We start from the raw sequence: 15681 nt of genomic DNA on the forward strand, positions 1-15681 counted from the left end.
TGATGATTTGACGTCATCCCCACCTTCCTCCGGTTTGTCACCGGCAGTCTTGCTAGAGTGCCCAACTGAATGATGGCAACTAACAATAAGGGTTGCGCTCGTTGCGGGACTTAACCCAACATCTCACGACACGAGCTGACGACAACCATGCACCACCTGTCACTTTGCCCCCGAAGGGGAAGCTCTATCTCTAGAGTGGTCAAAGGATGTCAAGACCTGGTAAGGTTCTTCGCGTTGCTTCGAATTAAACCACATGCTCCACCGCTTGTGCGGGCCCCCGTCAATTCCTTTGAGTTTCAACCTTGCGGTCGTACTCCCCAGGCGGAGTGCTTAATGCGTTAGCTGCAGCACTGAAGGGCGGAAACCCTCCAACACTTAGCACTCATCGTTTACGGCGTGGACTACCAGGGTATCTAATCCTGTTTGCTCCCCACGCTTTCGAGCCTCAGCGTCAGTTACAGACCAGAGAGCCGCCTTCGCCACTGGTGTTCCTCCATATATCTACGCATTTCACCGCTACACATGGAATTCCACTCTCCTCTTCTGCACTCAAGTCTCCCAGTTTCCAATGACCCTCCCCGGTTGAGCCGGGGGCTTTCACATCAGACTTAAGAAACCGCCTGCGCTCGCTTTACGCCCAATAAATCCGGACAACGCTTGCCACCTACGTATTACCGCGGCTGCTGGCACGTAGTTAGCCGTGGCTTTCTGGTTAGATACCGTCAAGGGATGAACAGTTACTCTCATCCTTGTTCTTCTCTAACAACAGAGTTTTACGATCCGAAAACCTTCTTCACTCACGCGGCGTTGCTCGGTCAGACTTTCGTCCATTGCCGAAGATTCCCTACTGCTGCCTCCCGTAGGAGTTTGGGCCGTGTCTCAGTCCCAATGTGGCCGATCACCCTCTCAGGTCGGCTATGCATCGTGGCCTTGGTGAGCCGTTACCTCACCAACTAGCTAATGCACCGCGGGTCCATCCATCAGCGACACCCGAAAGCGCCTTTCAAATCAAAACCATGCGGTTTCGATTGTTATACGGTATTAGCACCTGTTTCCAAGTGTTATCCCCTTCTGATGGGCAGGTTACCCACGTGTTACTCACCCGTTCGCCACTCTTCTTTTTCCGGTGGAGCAAGCTCCGGTGGAAAAAGAAGCGTACGACTTGCATGTATTAGGCACGCCGCCAGCGTTCGTCCTGAGCCAGGATCAAACTCTCATAAAAAGTTCGAACAATCTTGCGATTGTTAAGCTCAATTTGTTTGCTAGCATATTGCTTGCTTGTTAAAAATGTTTGTTGTCTTGAATTGAATCAAGACGCCCTACACATTTGGTTTGTCTTACTTTGTTCAGTTTTCAAAGGTCTACTTCATCGAGAGTGTTTCCCGATTTGTTTTGGCTGCCGTAGCAACTTTTATATCATATCAGAGCGGCAAGTGATTGTCAACTCTTTTTTTAAAAGTTTTTTTCGATTTCGTTTTTCGAAATCTTTCAGCAACTCATTTATCATAACTTGTTGTTTGTTATTTGTCAAGAACTTTTTTGAAGTTTTTTTCGATAGAATCAAGCTTCGCAAGCTGTTCTTTTTTAACGACTCAGTTATCTTATCACGTCTAAAAACATGTGTCAACTCTTTTTTGGAAATTTCACAAAATGTTTCAATCAGATGCGACAACGTTGTTTAATATATCATTTAAAAAAATAAAGGTCAAGCTAAAATAATATTTTAGCTTGACCTTATTATAATTTCAACGATTGTCAAAAGTATTGTTTGCAACTGTGTTCCCTGTTTCTATTGATAGAATACAGCTTTCGAAACATAAGTTTTGAACTGCTTCGATTCGTCCAAATTCTTTTGCAGTTATTGTACAATGAGTAAAGCAGACATCTTCTATAGTTTTTTCAGGAAATGCTACCAAGTCAAAAGCCCGGGAAGGAAGTGGATAGCCTGGAGAAAGACTTGCCTGTACATTTTTGACATGTATGTTTCTGACTTTTGTCATTTGTTTTGATTCAGGTATTTCTTCAGCCACTGCTTGCCAGCTTTCTGGCATTCGTTCAAGATCATTGCTATTTTTTCTATTATATTCATTATGCCAGTCCATTATCCAAGAAAACGGAAATTGTACATCCATCATATTCAGGTTTTCTACCCTGATATTTTCAATCACTCCCCCTCTTTCTCTTGAAGATTTCATTCGAATACCACAGTCTGACTGAAAAAAATCGATATCGTGAATATACACATCACTAACTCCAGCACTAACTTCGCTACCAATAGTTACACCGTAACCTGAACGAATGTTACATCTCGCAATCTCGATTCTTGATGATTTTCGATTGACTCTTGCACCGTTACCGTCCCTGCCAGATTTAATAGCGATACAATCATCACCACAGGCCAAATCACATTCATAGATACGCACATCTGTTGAAGAATCAATATCAATCCCATCTGTACTTGGCCCATCATTATGACGGATGATTACTTTTTCTACTAATACATCGTTAGAATAAGTGATTTGCAGGTTCCAAAAACCTGATTTTTGAAAAATCAAATCACGAATGACAACATGTTCTGCATGATACAGTAAACACGCCCGCGGACGCTTAATAGCATAATCTGCAATCCAACGCAGTCCCTTTCGATCATATTCAGCTCTTGTTCCGCTTTTTTGGTCTTTCCCCCAATATAGTTCCCACCAATGCTCTCCTTGACCGTCGATTATTCCTTTTCCTTCTATAAGAATATCTTTTGCTGAGAGAACATTCAAAATCGCTGCTGGCCATTTCATTTCTACTCCAGCAACTCGTGTATCAATCTCTGGAAATGCTTCGATCTCTGTTTTTCCCTTGAGAACAGCCCCTTCTTCGAAAATGAGATGGCTCTTATCTTTTAAAAAAAGTGCGCCGACTAAATAAATACCTTTTGGAATAAATACAGGTAAGTGTTCTTTCGCACCTTGATCGATTGCTTTTTGCAGTATTATTGTATCATCTTGTTGAGTGTCGTTTGTTTTAAAGTTCAAAGCATTGATAATCCCTTTTTTTGTCCGCAATACGTTTCTCCCTATCTTTCATTGATTTTTTTCAATTCTTCACCAATAAATACAGTTTTTGAACGATTCAGTGGGTAACCTACTAGCAAAATGATTGCGGATACAAATAAGCAGAATGCTGGTAACAAGTTTGCCATCGTATAAATCCTTTCTTGTACTAAAACTGATTGGATGGCTCCACCTGTTGTAGACGATTGGTAACCAATGAGTGCCAGCATAAATCCGCCTACCGCTCCTGCACATGCTTGTCCTACTTTTCTCGCAAAAGAATTTACTCCATATACTGTTCCATCTTCTCTTAAGCCTGTCTTATATTGATGATAATCAATCACGTCAGTAATGAATGCCCAGACCATCAAATTGAATAAACCAGATCCTAAAGTAGCGATAAATAAAAGAATCAGATATACCCATGCATTTGTTATATGAAGGAAATACATCAGCAAGTACATACATGAAGAAGCAAGTAACGCAAATACGCTTGCTTCCTTTTTACCAAATAATTTTGTCAGCTTTGTAGCAAATGGTGCTAAAACTACTACTGTTCCGTAAGTAAATAAAAGAGCAACAGACATTGCTTGTTTATTATGGAAGTAATCATTGAATAAATAAGTCATATTCGTCCCAGCTAAAATCTGATTGATCACAATGAAAATGTCAACAATGACTAAAATAATCAGTGCTCGATTAGCTAACAAACCTTTTACCAACTGAGAAGCAGATACTTTTTCGTTTTTGACAACTCTTACTCTTTCAGTAGTCAATTTACAAGTTAACATATATGCGACAAATGCAATTGCAGCACATCCGATTGAAATCCAAAAGAAATGATTCCCTGAAACGACTTGTTGTCCACTCTTGTTATGGGTATACATTAAAATCGGAATGAAGAATCCTGTAGTTGATCCGCCAATCGCAGAACCAATGCTTCGGAAAGTGGACAACGAGGTGCGGTCATTAGGATTTGAGCTAATTGCTGCTGCCATTGCTCCATACGGGATATTGATTGTTGAGAGAAAAATCCCATAAACAATGTATGAAACAAAAATATAAGCAATCTTCACCGTCATTGGAAGATGTTGGACGAATGGCAAAAACAAAATGACAGTCACTAAGCAAAATGGATACTTCATTTTTCTGATCCAAGGAATAAATCGGCCAGCTTCTGTTAACTCTGAGACATCACATAATCTTCCAACCATCACATCAGCAAACGCATCCAAAATTCTCGAAAACAAGAATAACGTACCTACGATCGCCCCTGAAACGCCAAGAACATTCGTATAATAAATCATCAAGAAACTATTGACTAAACCTAAAATAAAACAGTTACCTAGATCACCGAACATGTAGCCTATCTTATCGGAAATCCCAAATTCCTTTTTTTCTTTTTTTACTGTATTTGCTGTAACAGCATTTTGTGAAAGCATTTGAATTCCTCCTCCCTCTTCTAGTAAACGTTTTCAAAATTATAACTCTTTTTTCCTTGTTTTTATATTCACAATGTTGGCTTTTTATTGCATTATCTTGACAGATAAAAAACAAAAAATAATCTAAAAACATTGATGCATAAGATTGATAACTTTTTTTACATAACAATATATACAAACAAAAAAATTCACTAACTAGTGAAAATAAGTTAGTGAACCTCATTTATTAAAGAATTAAATTACAGATGATCTTTTCCATCATACTTGAAAAACTCAAAATCAGCATAACTTCCTCTTTTTTTATTTAAATCATGCACTGCTATCCCGATAAAATTTCCAGTAAACCCTCCTGAGAGTATACACATGTTTTTTTGCGGACCTACTTTCTTCCATTCTTCAGTTGATACGTCTTTCAAATGAAACTGTGCTGTCTCTTTCTTTACAGTGACTTTCAAAAAAGTCTTCTTTTCTGTGAGTGGAATCGTCCAATCTTCTATTTGTGCTACTCCGTTTTCTGATTCTATCATACGTAGGCATTTTCCCTTGTCCTCATTCCAAGTAACATAACAATAAATATAATTGGACTCATTTAAGTACAGTACCAGTCCAGCCATCTGATTAAAATTATTAGGCATGTATTCAAATGCTGTCTCCGCATCAAAAGTAAAATCCGTTTGCCGAATAGCTAACAAATGATGTTCGAAGGTAGATTGAAGAGATTCACCGGAAATCAGACGTAAAAAACCTGGTCTACATTTTGTATCACACCAATCAGCATTTGGCAAAATGCGTCTGGCATTCCAGTTCTTCTTTAGCTCTCCTTCAAATGTATCCATAAACTGATGATCTTTTTCTTGTTGTACCTCTTCATTTGTCTCAATCATTATTTCTTCCATCGGAGTTGTCTTGCTATCTTTAAGTCTTAACCAATCGTCGGACGTCCAATACACTTCTTGAATAGCGGTTTCTCTTCCCAAAATAGCCGCACCGTTTAATGGTCTGGTACAAAGATATGTCATGTACCATCTTCCTGACGGGGTTTGTACTAAGCTCCCATGTCCTGTACATTGCAATGTAGAAGCAGGTTTGTCACTAGCTGTCAGCATAGGAAAACCAGGATCAAGCTCGTAAGGACCAGTAATATTCTTTGCTCGGCAAACTGTAACTGAATGTCCTCTTCCTGTACCGCCTTCTGCCGTCATCAAATAATAATACCCGTTACGAAAATACAAATGTGGTGCCTCCGTTTTCGCTAATTCTGTACCTGCAAATATTTTATAGATGGGACCATCAAGCTTCTTCTTCTCTGCATCATATTCTTGTAATACGATACCGCTGGATTTATTCGGTGTGTCCAGACGATAATCCCATAGTTCATTGACAAGCCATTTTTTTCCCGTTTCAAGATCATGGAACAAAGAAGGATCAAAGCCGTTACTATTTAAATAAATTGGTTCGGACCAAGGACCTGTGATCTCAGATGCAGTGATCAAATAATTGTGGACATCTTTAAACGGACGGCCTGCACTTTTGACATCTGTGTAAACAAGATAAAACAATCCATCAGCATAACTGATCTGTGGCGCCCATATACTTCCATTTGTAGGATTTCCTTGCAAAGATACTTGAGTGGTCAAAATATCCGTTGTATGTGACCAGTTGACTAAATTTTTCGACTCATATACTCGGATTCCTGGAAGCCATTCAAAAGAGGAGACAATAATGTAATACCGCTCTTTCACTCTTAATATATTAGGATCTGGATTGAATCCTCTTAAAATAGGATTTTTCACTTTGATAGTCTGCATGATTCAGGCTCCTTTTCTCATTCTTACTCGATATAAACTGAATGCCCCAGCTGCGAAATAAAAAAATGTAAAAGGAAACGCAATAAACTGAGTGCCAATCAACAATATGAATCCTGTTATAAAATACAAACCAGTGGCAGTTGTTAAGTATTTTCCTTTAGCAGTCAAAAACAATGCTACTGCTAAAAAAGCAAGTGAAATAAACAACACAACGGCAAACAGACCAGTCATGTCCTGTAATAATCCAAATGTATTTTCTAAAGACAAAGTTGGATGATCTACAGCAAGCGACTGATAACTTTTTTTAAACTCTGACGCAGACATATTACTTAAAGTAACTGCTAACCCGCCAAAGAAAATCAAAGATAGACTGCCACCGACCATTCCTAGCAATAGTTCCCATTTTCTTTTCATTTCTGAACCCCCTGCTTTTCTAAATGTATCCATTCAGGTCTTTTGATCGATGTTTCATAATTGTTATTACGTTCAGAGAATTTGACAGTCTGTTCATTTTTCTTGTCATCCCAATTATCCCAACCAGTTGGGTGAACATGCTCACCTATCTTACACGCTTCAAATAAGACATTTGCATACGGACGCCACGGTCTTCCTAAATAGACGTTTCTAGTATCAGGTTCTGCAGTCAAGGTACAGCTTTCAAAACGATACCCTGTTTTTTGATTTTTCGGCGTAGATGCTGCTGTGATGTATCCAGGATTTTTACTGGCTAAGCTATGGATATGACACTGATGAAAAACGGCATCTGCCCCACCAAATATGAAATCCACCGTTCCTTCAATCCAGCAATATTCATAGGTCTGACGACAATACTCAGGATTGGCAGAAGCCGGTGTACAAAAAGGAGTACCATCTTTTTGCAAATCAGGCAACGGACCCGTGCATAAGGTATCCTGATAACCAGATAGTCGACAGTTTTTTAAAGATACGCGATCTCCTGAATTGAATAAAGCAACAGCCTGTCCTACCTTTTCTCCTGGACCTGCTGTATTTTCGATGTGAAGATTTTCTAATACGACATTCGATCCTTCTAAGAAAAAAGTAGCACTTCGGAAAGTCCCTAACTGGCTACCGTCAAGATACTCCTGTTTTGCAAAACGATTACCGGAGATCACTACTGTTCCTGCTCCCACAAGTTTAAAATTGGATAATCTGCTTTCTATATATTCATCATATCTTCCTTCTTTTACTATCAAGACCTTTGGATAGCTATCCGGCAGGCCTGCCAAATAATCGATTCCTTCTTGGATAGTTTCAAAATCCGTCGGGGTATCTATAGCATTTTTTCCAATTATCAGTTTGTCTTTCATCCTCATAAATGCTCCCTTATGAATTGTTTCCAGATGTTTCTCATTTCTTGTGTTTCCATATGACCGCCTGTTAAAGAAAAAGAAGAAAAGTTTTCTGGACTACCCATTGATTGATACTTTTTGTCCAGCCCTTTTCTCAGCTTCAGTACGCCTTCGTCCAAGCACATCGTATCGTTTTTTCCAACTAAGCTAAGACGAGGGCGCGGAGCGATTTTTTCTTGGATTGCTAACGTTGTATAAGCTGTCAATAGATTTGGCACATAGTAATAAAACCCATGATGATCTAGGCGGCGATGTAGCAAAAGTGTTTCGATGTCCACCTGTGCCGCTAGATCAATACAAACTTTGACACGAGAATCCAATGCTGCCACCCACCAGCTTAATAAGCCTCCCATAGAAAGACCAATCGTTGCGAGCCGTTGAGTATCTGTGTCTTCCCTTGTCTCCAAATAATCGATCAAGCTGATCACATCATAAATACGCATTCCCCATAACGTTTTTCCTGTTAATAAAAATTGTTTGAACAACTCGCTTTCAGAAATACCTCCGCGTTCTTCAAATCCCCAAGCATCAATCGACCAAACAGCATATCCCATTCCTGTCAGTACTTCTGCAAAAGATGGAGAAGCTAAGTAAGGAGCACCATGGATCAATTCACTTTTCCCGACTGAAAAATCTCCGCCGTGAGAATGCAGGTAAAGGACCGTCGGAAACGGTCCTTCTTTTTCTGGATAAGCATAGAGGGCTGGTACTGTTTCCAATTCATTTAAGTACAATTGATAGTATTCAAGCATAAAACCGTTTTGTTTTTCTCGGTATAATCGTTTTCCACTAGGGGTAAGTCTGCTAGATGGAGCACCTAAAAAATCATTCAACTGCATAAGCAAAGTTTTTACGAACAACCAGTTCATCCATATTTTCTGATTGATTTGATTGGAATTTCTCAATACTGATTTCTTTCGTATTTTCTAATAGAAATGCTGGTCCCTCGTGATTTTCAATCGACATCTGGTTAAAGGAAACCTTACCCGCAAAGCCAATATAAAATCCTTGTCTGCTCATTTCCTCTATTCCTGTCATCATAGCAGGAACACCGGGAACTGCATCTTGGGCCATCGAGACATCGATATTGTCAAATGTGATTTCTTGTATGAATTGTTCCGCTAATCCATAAATAAAACCTGCAGAAGCATGGACATTCCTTGCCGTGATATTCGAAAAATGGATCCTTCTGAATGCTGGTGTCCGTTCATCTATCGGATAAGCCTTTTTTTCCCATACATACGGTTCTTTCCCTCGCGGACCACAGAAATAATAAAGATTCAGTATAAATGGACACATCACATTATCCATGACTATATTGGATACTCGAATATCTTCAACGATCCCGCCTCGACCTCGTCTAGATTTCAATCGTATTCCTCGATCAGTTTCTTGGAAGATACAATTTGAAATGGTAATATTACGAATACTACCACTCATTTCACTTCCTAATACGACACCGCCATGTCCATGGACCATCGTGCAATTTGTGATCGTGATATTTTCGCAAGCGATCCTTTCGTACGTATCTTCAGTCCCTGCCTTGATTGCAATACAGTCATCTCCCACGTCAATATGGCAATTACTAATACGCACATTTTTGCATGATTCTGGATCAATTCCGTCTGTATTTGGTGAATCCGCTGGGTTCAAGATCGTCAAGTTATCAAACGTTGCATTACTGCAAAGAATCGGGTTGATCGTCCAACTTGGTGACTGGATCAATTTAATATCTTTCACAGTAATTCGATGACAGTTATGGAAACTCATCAATTTAGGACGAGGATAAGCGAGATTATCTGGTTCATTTCTAAAAGTATGCCACCATTTTTTTCCATTTCCATCTAATGTACCGAAACCAGTGACAGAGATGTTCTCTACATTTTGAGCATAGATACAGGAAGCATAAACTTTTCGATGGACTCCTTCCCAACGTGAATGAACAACAGGATAATCTTTTGGATCGTCAGAGAATTTCAGAACCGCTCCTGCGCTTAAATGAAGTTCGACATTGCTTTTTAAAAATAAAGCTCCTGTTAGAAATTCACCTGCTGGAACAACTACGGTCCCGCCTCCGTCACTTGCTGCAGCATCAATGGCTTGTTGTATTGCTTCAGTATTCAATTCATCAATTGATGCGCCAAATGTCAAAATATCATACATATTTATAATGCCTCCACTTCAATCAATGCTTGCAAGAATGCACCAACGCCTTTTTGATCATTACAAATAATTGGTTCACTGATGTAGTAAGCATATGAACCATCTCGCTGATCTGCTCCGCCTAACCCTGCTACTTGACAGTTTTTATTCAAGTTCAGCCAGCCTTCTTTTGTTTCCAGAACAAATTCATCAAGTAATCCTTGATGTGATTTCTTCACTTGTGGAAGCCATTCTTCTTTGTTCAGCAGTCCCAAACGTATTCCTTTAGCCATTGCGTAAACAAACATACTACTGCCGGAAGCTTCCAGATAATTTCCTTTCCGTTTTGTTTCTGTTGTTACTTGATACCATGTCCCGCTGTTTTCTTCTTGATATGGAAGTAATGCAGCCAGTGTCTTTTCTAGAATTTCTTTCAGCAAAGAACAATCTGTTTCTTCATGAAGTAATTCATAGGTATCTGCTGCAGCCATCAAATACCAGCCAATCGATCGGCTCCAAAAATGATGGGATAGACCTGTTTTTGGATCAGCCCATGGTTGGACCTTCTTTTCATCCCATGCATGAATCAGCAAATTTGTTTTTGGATCGAATAGATGTTTATAACTGATTTCAAACTGTCTCAAAACATCTTGGTAATCTTTTTCTTCACTAAAATTCTGGATAAATTCAGCATAAAAAGGAGAACCCATATATAAGCCATCCAACCAAATTTGATAAGGATAAATTTCTTTATGCCAAAAAGCTCCTTCGGATGTGCGTGGATGGTTTGCCAACTGCTGTGTAAGGAGTGCTGCTGCTTTTTTATATTTTTCTTCGCCTGTTTCTTTGTACAATAAAAAGAAAAGCTTTCCTGTATTTACATGGTCGATATTGTATTCTTCAACGCTGTAGCCACGGATCGTTCCATCTTCTTGCACGAAATAGTCGATATTGTCTTTTATGAAATCAAAATAATTTTTTTCTTGTGTTTGTTCCCAAAGCAATTGGAATCCTTTAAGTACGACACCATAGTCATAAGACCATTTTCCTTTATACCACTTTTCTTCATATAAGCGAGGTGTTCTTTCCATGATACTTTTTGCTAATTTCTTTGACCAGTTTTCCATTATTTGCTCTCCTTTAAAAATTAAAATAGGATTTGGGACAAATACCAAGAAGTATTTGTCCCAATCGTCCATATTATTGTGCCGCTTTGTATGCTTCTTCGTACTCTTGTGTGATTCGATCGCCTCCTTGTGCTTTCCAGTCTTCTACAGCTTTTTTGAATCCATCTTCGTCAATCTGTCCCATGATATATTGGACAGTTGCATCAATAATGATTTTTTCGATTTCTGATCCTACTTCATTGTTCGTCGTTGAATCCAATGGTACAGAAGGATCCAATACAGCAAATTCTTCATTTTCTTTGATCAATTGATTAGAGAATTCTTTTTCAGGGTCTGTATCTTTGAAAGAGAACGTCACTTCACTAGGACGAGAGCTTGATAACGGTTGCACCTCCTGCTGCCAAAGATCCATATCGATAAATTCGATAGAGCCATCATCATTCAATTCATAATGCGTTCCTTCGATACCGCCAGTCATCAACTTATACACATCTTCTTCTAAAAGATCATCAACAAATTGAAGTAATTTCTTCAATTGTGCTTCGTCTTTTACTTGAGATTTGGGAAATGCTAGCAAGCCGCCAATACCATTTCCTTCTGACCAAACATGATAACCGCCGCCTTCACCATCTGATATCTTGTTTACAGGCACTAATTCCATATCATCTTGAATACCTTGACCCATCGTCTTCAGATTCTTGATATCCACCATTCCAGTGTAGATTCCAGTTCTTCCTTGTGCAAATTGTTCTTGCTGATCAGTCTTTTGGGTAACTGCAAAGTCTTGTGCCAAATAGCCATTCTCAAATAGATCTCTTGAAAAATTCAAAGCTTTCATATACTCTTCTGTATCAAATTCTGGAGTGAATTTGCCATTATCGTCTACAGCCCAGCCATTTGGTGCTCCAAAATAAGAAGTGAAAAGTTTAAAGCTGGTATAACGAATATCACTAGGCGCACGATCGCCAAAACCAACTGTGTCGTCCACACCATTTCCATCAGGATCGTTTTCTGTAAATTGTTTAGCTACTTCATAAAGCTCATCCATGGTAGTTGGAACATCTAGTCCTAGATTATCCAACCAGTCTTTTCGAATGACTAAGCCAGCACGAGCGTAGTCTTTTTGTATCGGTACGCCGTACAAGGCACCGTCGATACTCGCAGCTTCGATTCTATCTTCAGAAATTTGACTTAAATTTTTATAGTCTTTTAAATATTCTGATACATCCCAGAATACGCCTGATTTTAACGCATTGCGGACAGAAGAGTTTTTCAACATCGCAATTTGAAGTGTAACGATATCTCCTAGTTCATCAGAAGCCAATGCAGTTGTTAATCTTTCTTCTTTTGAAGCATCAGGAATCCAGTTGAATGTCAGTTCCGTATCGGTTTTTTCTTCGATCAAGTTCACAATCGTGTCTGTAGGCGGTGAAGCATGATGCAAAATATTTAACCAAGTGATTTTAGCTTTTCCATCTTCTGTCTCTGAAGAACTGTTACTTGAACTGCTGCCGCATGCGGCAAGTGCTAGAATTCCTGCAAAACTAAGACCTAATTTTACGAGCGTTGCTTTTTTCATAAATTTTCTCCTTCACTGTTTTAATAATATTTTTGTTTTCTTCTGTTTTTTCTGTATATGAGTTCTTCCATTCCAAATGGCAAAATATAGAATTTGCTGTCCACGTGACTGCGGAAAAGAAGAGACTGCCACCGATAAAGGTTAAAACACCTGGCATTGTTTGTATGATCATCAGATAAATCCCTACCATACTTAATATCAAAACTAATGAGTAATGAAGATGTGAGAATCCGAATAAAAATGCCATTTTCATTTTGAAAAGATATCCTTTCCAATCATAATGAGCCATGATTGGGAAAATATAGAGTGCTGAGAGCACATATATGAACGCAGCAATATACAAAGCGATCCTAAGATACCAATTGTGTATGAAAGAAAGATCCACAAGTAAAACAATCCCGATGGCGCCATATATCCAGCTCATCAGCAAGGTTTCACGATAGTTTTCTTTAAAATATGTGAAGTACGTTTTCGTCAAAGGAAACGTTTCTTTTGAGCGCAGCCATTTTCTAATCACTGCAACCATCGCATACGATGCAGGACCGAAAGTAAAAACTCCCAAACCTGCGATGACTAAACCGCCCCACAGAAAATTCAAATAAACCAACTGTAAAATACGATTTAGCCTTCCGTTTATTTTATCTAATGACTGCAGCATATCTTTCCCTCTCTTTCTATCTTAGTAAACGCCGTCTTCTCCTAGCTTTTTGGCAATCTTGTTAGCTAAAATTACCATAAACAATCCTACGACCCCTTTAAACAATCCCATTGCTGTACTGAAACTTAACTGTCCATTCTTCAATCCAGCTGTATAAATATAGGTGTCGAAAATTTCTGCAACGCTTCGATTCAATGAATTCAATAACAAGTACATATGCTCGAACCCTAAGTCTAATGTCTGACCGATTTTTAGAATCAGCAAGGTAATGATTACTGGACGAATTGCCGGCAATGTAACATGCCATGTTTTGCGTAAGCGTCCTGCTCCATCCATTTCTGCAGCTTCATACAACTGTGTATCGACTGCAGTTATCGCCGAAAGATAGATGATCGTAGACCAGCCCAACTCTTTCCAGATCACTTGGCCGATATATACTGTGCGTGTCCATTCAGGGGATGTTAGAAAACTGATTTTTTCAAATCCCATTGTTGCAAGGAATTCATTCAATACCCCTCCGTCAACATTCAAAAATACATAAGTAATCGAAACAATGATTACCCAAGACATGAAGTGAGGGATGTAAATGATCGTTTGAATCCCGTTTTTCAACCGTTTGTTCGTTACTTCATTTAATAGTAAAGACAAGATGATTGGCATCGGAAAAAACACGAAGATATTTAATCCGAACAAGATCAACGTATTTCTTAATAATGTAAAGAATGTCGGTTCTGTAAACAAACGAATGAAATGTTTGAAACCGACCCAAGGACTTCCCATTATTCCTAAAAATGGTTGATAATCTTGAAAAGCAATAACGAGCCCCCCCATAGGAAGATACCTAAAAATCAAGAAATAAAGGACTCCCGGCAGAATCATCACATATAAAAATTTATTCGTTTTGATTCCTGCAATTATTTTTTTTCGTCTTCTGAGCTTTTCTTCTTTTTTCGATAGCGTCAGTTGAAATGGTTCTTGTTTCTTTACACTTTCCATAAGCCCCTCCTTAGTTTTGTGAATGTTTGCTGCTTATGACTTCATGATAGATAACTATCTGAATTACGTATATAATCATTTTTATCGTATGTAAAAACGCTTACATATCAATGATCTTTGTGCTATGCAAAACGATAAAGTGTATTTTTTCACAAATAAACTACGCATAGCAAACCTTCTATTTTTTTCTATCTGACACTTAGCATAGGAAATGATTATATACGTAATCTTTCACCGATGATAAATTGAACATATAGAAACAGAAACATTTAATTTATTTTGAGGAGGAGCCTATCTATATGAAAAAGAAAGTCTCTATAGGAGAAAGAAGTTTTACACTTTTCAACAATACGTTTCTAATTTTGCTAGCTTTGATCTGTATCGTTCCTTTTTTAAATATCATCGCTACATCTTTTGCTTCTACACAAGAAGTCGTCGCGAAAAAGTTTATCCTTTTTCCTACTACCTTTTCTTTAGACGCGTATCGCTACATTCTTTCTACGCCGACCATTTTTAGAGCACTTGCTGTTTCGATTGGTGTTACAGGTGTCGGAACGATCGTCAGTATGTGTGCAACTTCACTGATGGCCTACGGTCTTTCCAGAAAGTATTTGTTTGGTCGAGGTTTCGTCAACTTTCTTGTTGTATTTTCTATGTTGTTCAGCGGGGGGATGATTCCAACGTTCTTAGTTGTTCGTTCTCTAGGGCTGGTCAATTCTTACTGGGCCATGATCCTGCCTGTGGCTGTTAATGCAATGAATATGATCATTATGAGAAACTTTTTCCAAGCCTTGCCGGATAGTTTGGAAGAATCAGCAAAAATGGATGGTTGCACAGATTTTGGTGTATTTTTCAAAATTATGCTGCCATTAGCGTTACCGTCTATTGCTACTATCTCGCTTTTTTATGCTGTTACTTACTGGAACACTTATATGACTGCTATTTTGTATATCAACGACTCATCTAAATGGCCGATACAGATTCTTTTACGCCAAATCGTCATTGTATCAAGTGGGATGCAAGCAGAAAGTAGTGCCGTTGATGTGATTCCACCAGCACAAACAGTTAAAATGGCTGTTATCGTTATTGCAACAGTGCCTATGCTGATTGCTTATCCTTTTGTTCAGAAATATTTTGTCAAAGGAGCACTCGTAGGTTCTGTCAAAGGGTGATTATGTACTGAACGCAAAATGGTAGTTGTGTCAGAAGTGGTCAGCTTCAAGAAATAAGAAGGCATTTACGAAAATTGCTTCTTAAATTTTTGTGAAATTTCGGCTTATTTTTCGAAGAATCTACTCCTGGAACACCGTGTATCAGAGGTTGTGAAAGAGACGTTCAGCCTTGAGCGATGATAAAAACTCTCACAAACATTGCGACGAGTAACCCACAGGAGCAATAAGAAGCGATTTTGAAAAATAGCTTCCCATATTTCACAAAATTATGCCTTATTGTCGATAGGCTGTCTCTTGAACGCCATTTATTCGTAAAAAAGAACTGTGACAAGACTTTTGTCAC

Annotated in this window: 12 protein-coding genes and 1 rRNA gene (1 of these 13 running past the window's edge); 1 reads left to right on the plus strand and 12 read right to left on the minus strand. The window is 38.8% G+C overall.

Features of this window, described 5'->3' with window-relative positions; translation table 11 throughout:
- The 12 genes from IGL15_RS12325 to IGL15_RS12380 form a co-directional block, all read right to left on the minus strand.
- Positions 1-1222 (minus strand): 16S ribosomal RNA (locus tag IGL15_RS12325); it reaches 338 nt to the left of the window's first position.
- A gap of 523 nt (positions 1223-1745) precedes the next feature.
- Positions 1746-3056 carry a glycoside hydrolase family 28 protein gene (locus IGL15_RS12330; RefSeq protein WP_104765265.1) on the minus strand — a complete coding sequence of 437 codons (1311 nt, stop codon included), beginning with the start codon at positions 3054-3056 and terminating at the stop codon, positions 1746-1748.
- Positions 3057-3067: 11 nt separating this feature from the next.
- A complete protein-coding gene (locus IGL15_RS12335; protein ID WP_049142572.1) occupies positions 3068-4486 on the minus strand; it encodes an MFS transporter in 1419 nt (472 codons plus the stop codon).
- A 239-nt stretch (positions 4487-4725) separates the two neighbouring features.
- The gene (locus tag IGL15_RS12340; protein WP_049142571.1) at positions 4726-6294 is read right to left on the minus strand and encodes a glycoside hydrolase family 43 protein; all 1569 of its coding nucleotides are present in this window, start codon (positions 6292-6294) and stop codon (positions 4726-4728) included.
- A gap of 3 nt (positions 6295-6297) precedes the next feature.
- Positions 6298-6708, minus strand: a complete 411-nt coding sequence (locus IGL15_RS12345) for a DUF4064 domain-containing protein (protein ID WP_049142570.1) — start codon at positions 6706-6708, stop codon at positions 6298-6300.
- On the minus strand, positions 6705-7628 hold the full coding sequence (locus tag IGL15_RS12350) for a pectinesterase family protein (RefSeq protein WP_002307988.1): 924 nt from the start codon (positions 7626-7628) through the stop codon (positions 6705-6707). Before IGL15_RS12350 ends, IGL15_RS12345 begins: the two co-directional genes overlap by 4 nt.
- Entirely contained in the window at positions 7625-8503 is an 879-nt protein-coding gene (locus IGL15_RS12355) for a dienelactone hydrolase family protein (RefSeq protein WP_104765266.1), read from the minus strand. The genes IGL15_RS12350 and IGL15_RS12355 overlap by 4 nt, the downstream gene beginning before the upstream one ends.
- Positions 8490-9827, minus strand: a complete 1338-nt coding sequence (locus IGL15_RS12360; protein WP_002286021.1) for a glycoside hydrolase family 28 protein — start codon at positions 9825-9827, stop codon at positions 8490-8492. Before IGL15_RS12360 ends, IGL15_RS12355 begins: the two co-directional genes overlap by 14 nt.
- A gap of 2 nt (positions 9828-9829) precedes the next feature.
- Complete coding sequence (locus tag IGL15_RS12365) at positions 9830-10933, minus strand: glycoside hydrolase family 88/105 protein (RefSeq protein WP_002307984.1); 1104 nt, start codon at positions 10931-10933, stop codon at positions 9830-9832.
- 73 nt (positions 10934-11006) lie between these two features.
- Entirely contained in the window at positions 11007-12512 is a 1506-nt protein-coding gene (locus IGL15_RS12370) for an extracellular solute-binding protein (protein WP_002307983.1), read from the minus strand.
- Complete coding sequence (locus IGL15_RS12375; protein WP_002331079.1) at positions 12478-13170, minus strand: YesL family protein; 693 nt, start codon at positions 13168-13170, stop codon at positions 12478-12480. Before IGL15_RS12375 ends, IGL15_RS12370 begins: the two co-directional genes overlap by 35 nt.
- Positions 13171-13191: 21 nt before the next feature.
- Complete coding sequence (locus tag IGL15_RS12380) at positions 13192-14166, minus strand: ABC transporter permease (protein WP_002286009.1); 975 nt, start codon at positions 14164-14166, stop codon at positions 13192-13194.
- A gap of 299 nt (positions 14167-14465) precedes the next feature.
- Here IGL15_RS12380 and IGL15_RS12385 point away from each other — a divergent pair, with 299 nt between their 5' ends.
- Positions 14466-15338 carry a carbohydrate ABC transporter permease gene (locus IGL15_RS12385; protein ID WP_002297754.1) on the plus strand — a complete coding sequence of 291 codons (873 nt, stop codon included), beginning with the start codon at positions 14466-14468 and terminating at the stop codon, positions 15336-15338.
- Positions 15339-15681 lie beyond the last annotated feature (343 nt).

The organism is Enterococcus sp. DIV0436a (genome assembly GCF_051711605.1).
Classification (GTDB): domain Bacteria; phylum Bacillota; class Bacilli; order Lactobacillales; family Enterococcaceae; genus Enterococcus_B; species Enterococcus_B faecium.

Coding starts and splice junctions, on each gene's coding strand:
- IGL15_RS12340 (WP_049142571.1), bottom strand. CDS start 6,294: ATGCAGACTATCAAAGTGAAAAATCCTATTTTAAGAGGATTCAATCCA.
- IGL15_RS12380 (WP_002286009.1), bottom strand. CDS start 14,166: ATGGAAAGTGTAAAGAAACAAGAACCATTTCAACTGACGCTATCGAAA.
- IGL15_RS12375 (WP_002331079.1), bottom strand. CDS start 13,170: ATGCTGCAGTCATTAGATAAAATAAACGGAAGGCTAAATCGTATTTTA.
- IGL15_RS12335 (WP_049142572.1), bottom strand. CDS start 4,486: ATGCTTTCACAAAATGCTGTTACAGCAAATACAGTAAAAAAAGAAAAA.
- IGL15_RS12385 (WP_002297754.1), top strand. CDS start 14,466: ATGAAAAAGAAAGTCTCTATAGGAGAAAGAAGTTTTACACTTTTCAAC.
- IGL15_RS12360 (WP_002286021.1), bottom strand. CDS start 9,827: ATGTATGATATTTTGACATTTGGCGCATCAATTGATGAATTGAATACT.
- IGL15_RS12345 (WP_049142570.1), bottom strand. CDS start 6,708: ATGAAAAGAAAATGGGAACTATTGCTAGGAATGGTCGGTGGCAGTCTA.
- IGL15_RS12350 (WP_002307988.1), bottom strand. CDS start 7,628: ATGAGGATGAAAGACAAACTGATAATTGGAAAAAATGCTATAGATACC.
- IGL15_RS12355 (WP_104765266.1), bottom strand. CDS start 8,503: ATGCAGTTGAATGATTTTTTAGGTGCTCCATCTAGCAGACTTACCCCT.
- IGL15_RS12365 (WP_002307984.1), bottom strand. CDS start 10,933: ATGGAAAACTGGTCAAAGAAATTAGCAAAAAGTATCATGGAAAGAACA.
- IGL15_RS12370 (WP_002307983.1), bottom strand. CDS start 12,512: ATGAAAAAAGCAACGCTCGTAAAATTAGGTCTTAGTTTTGCAGGAATT.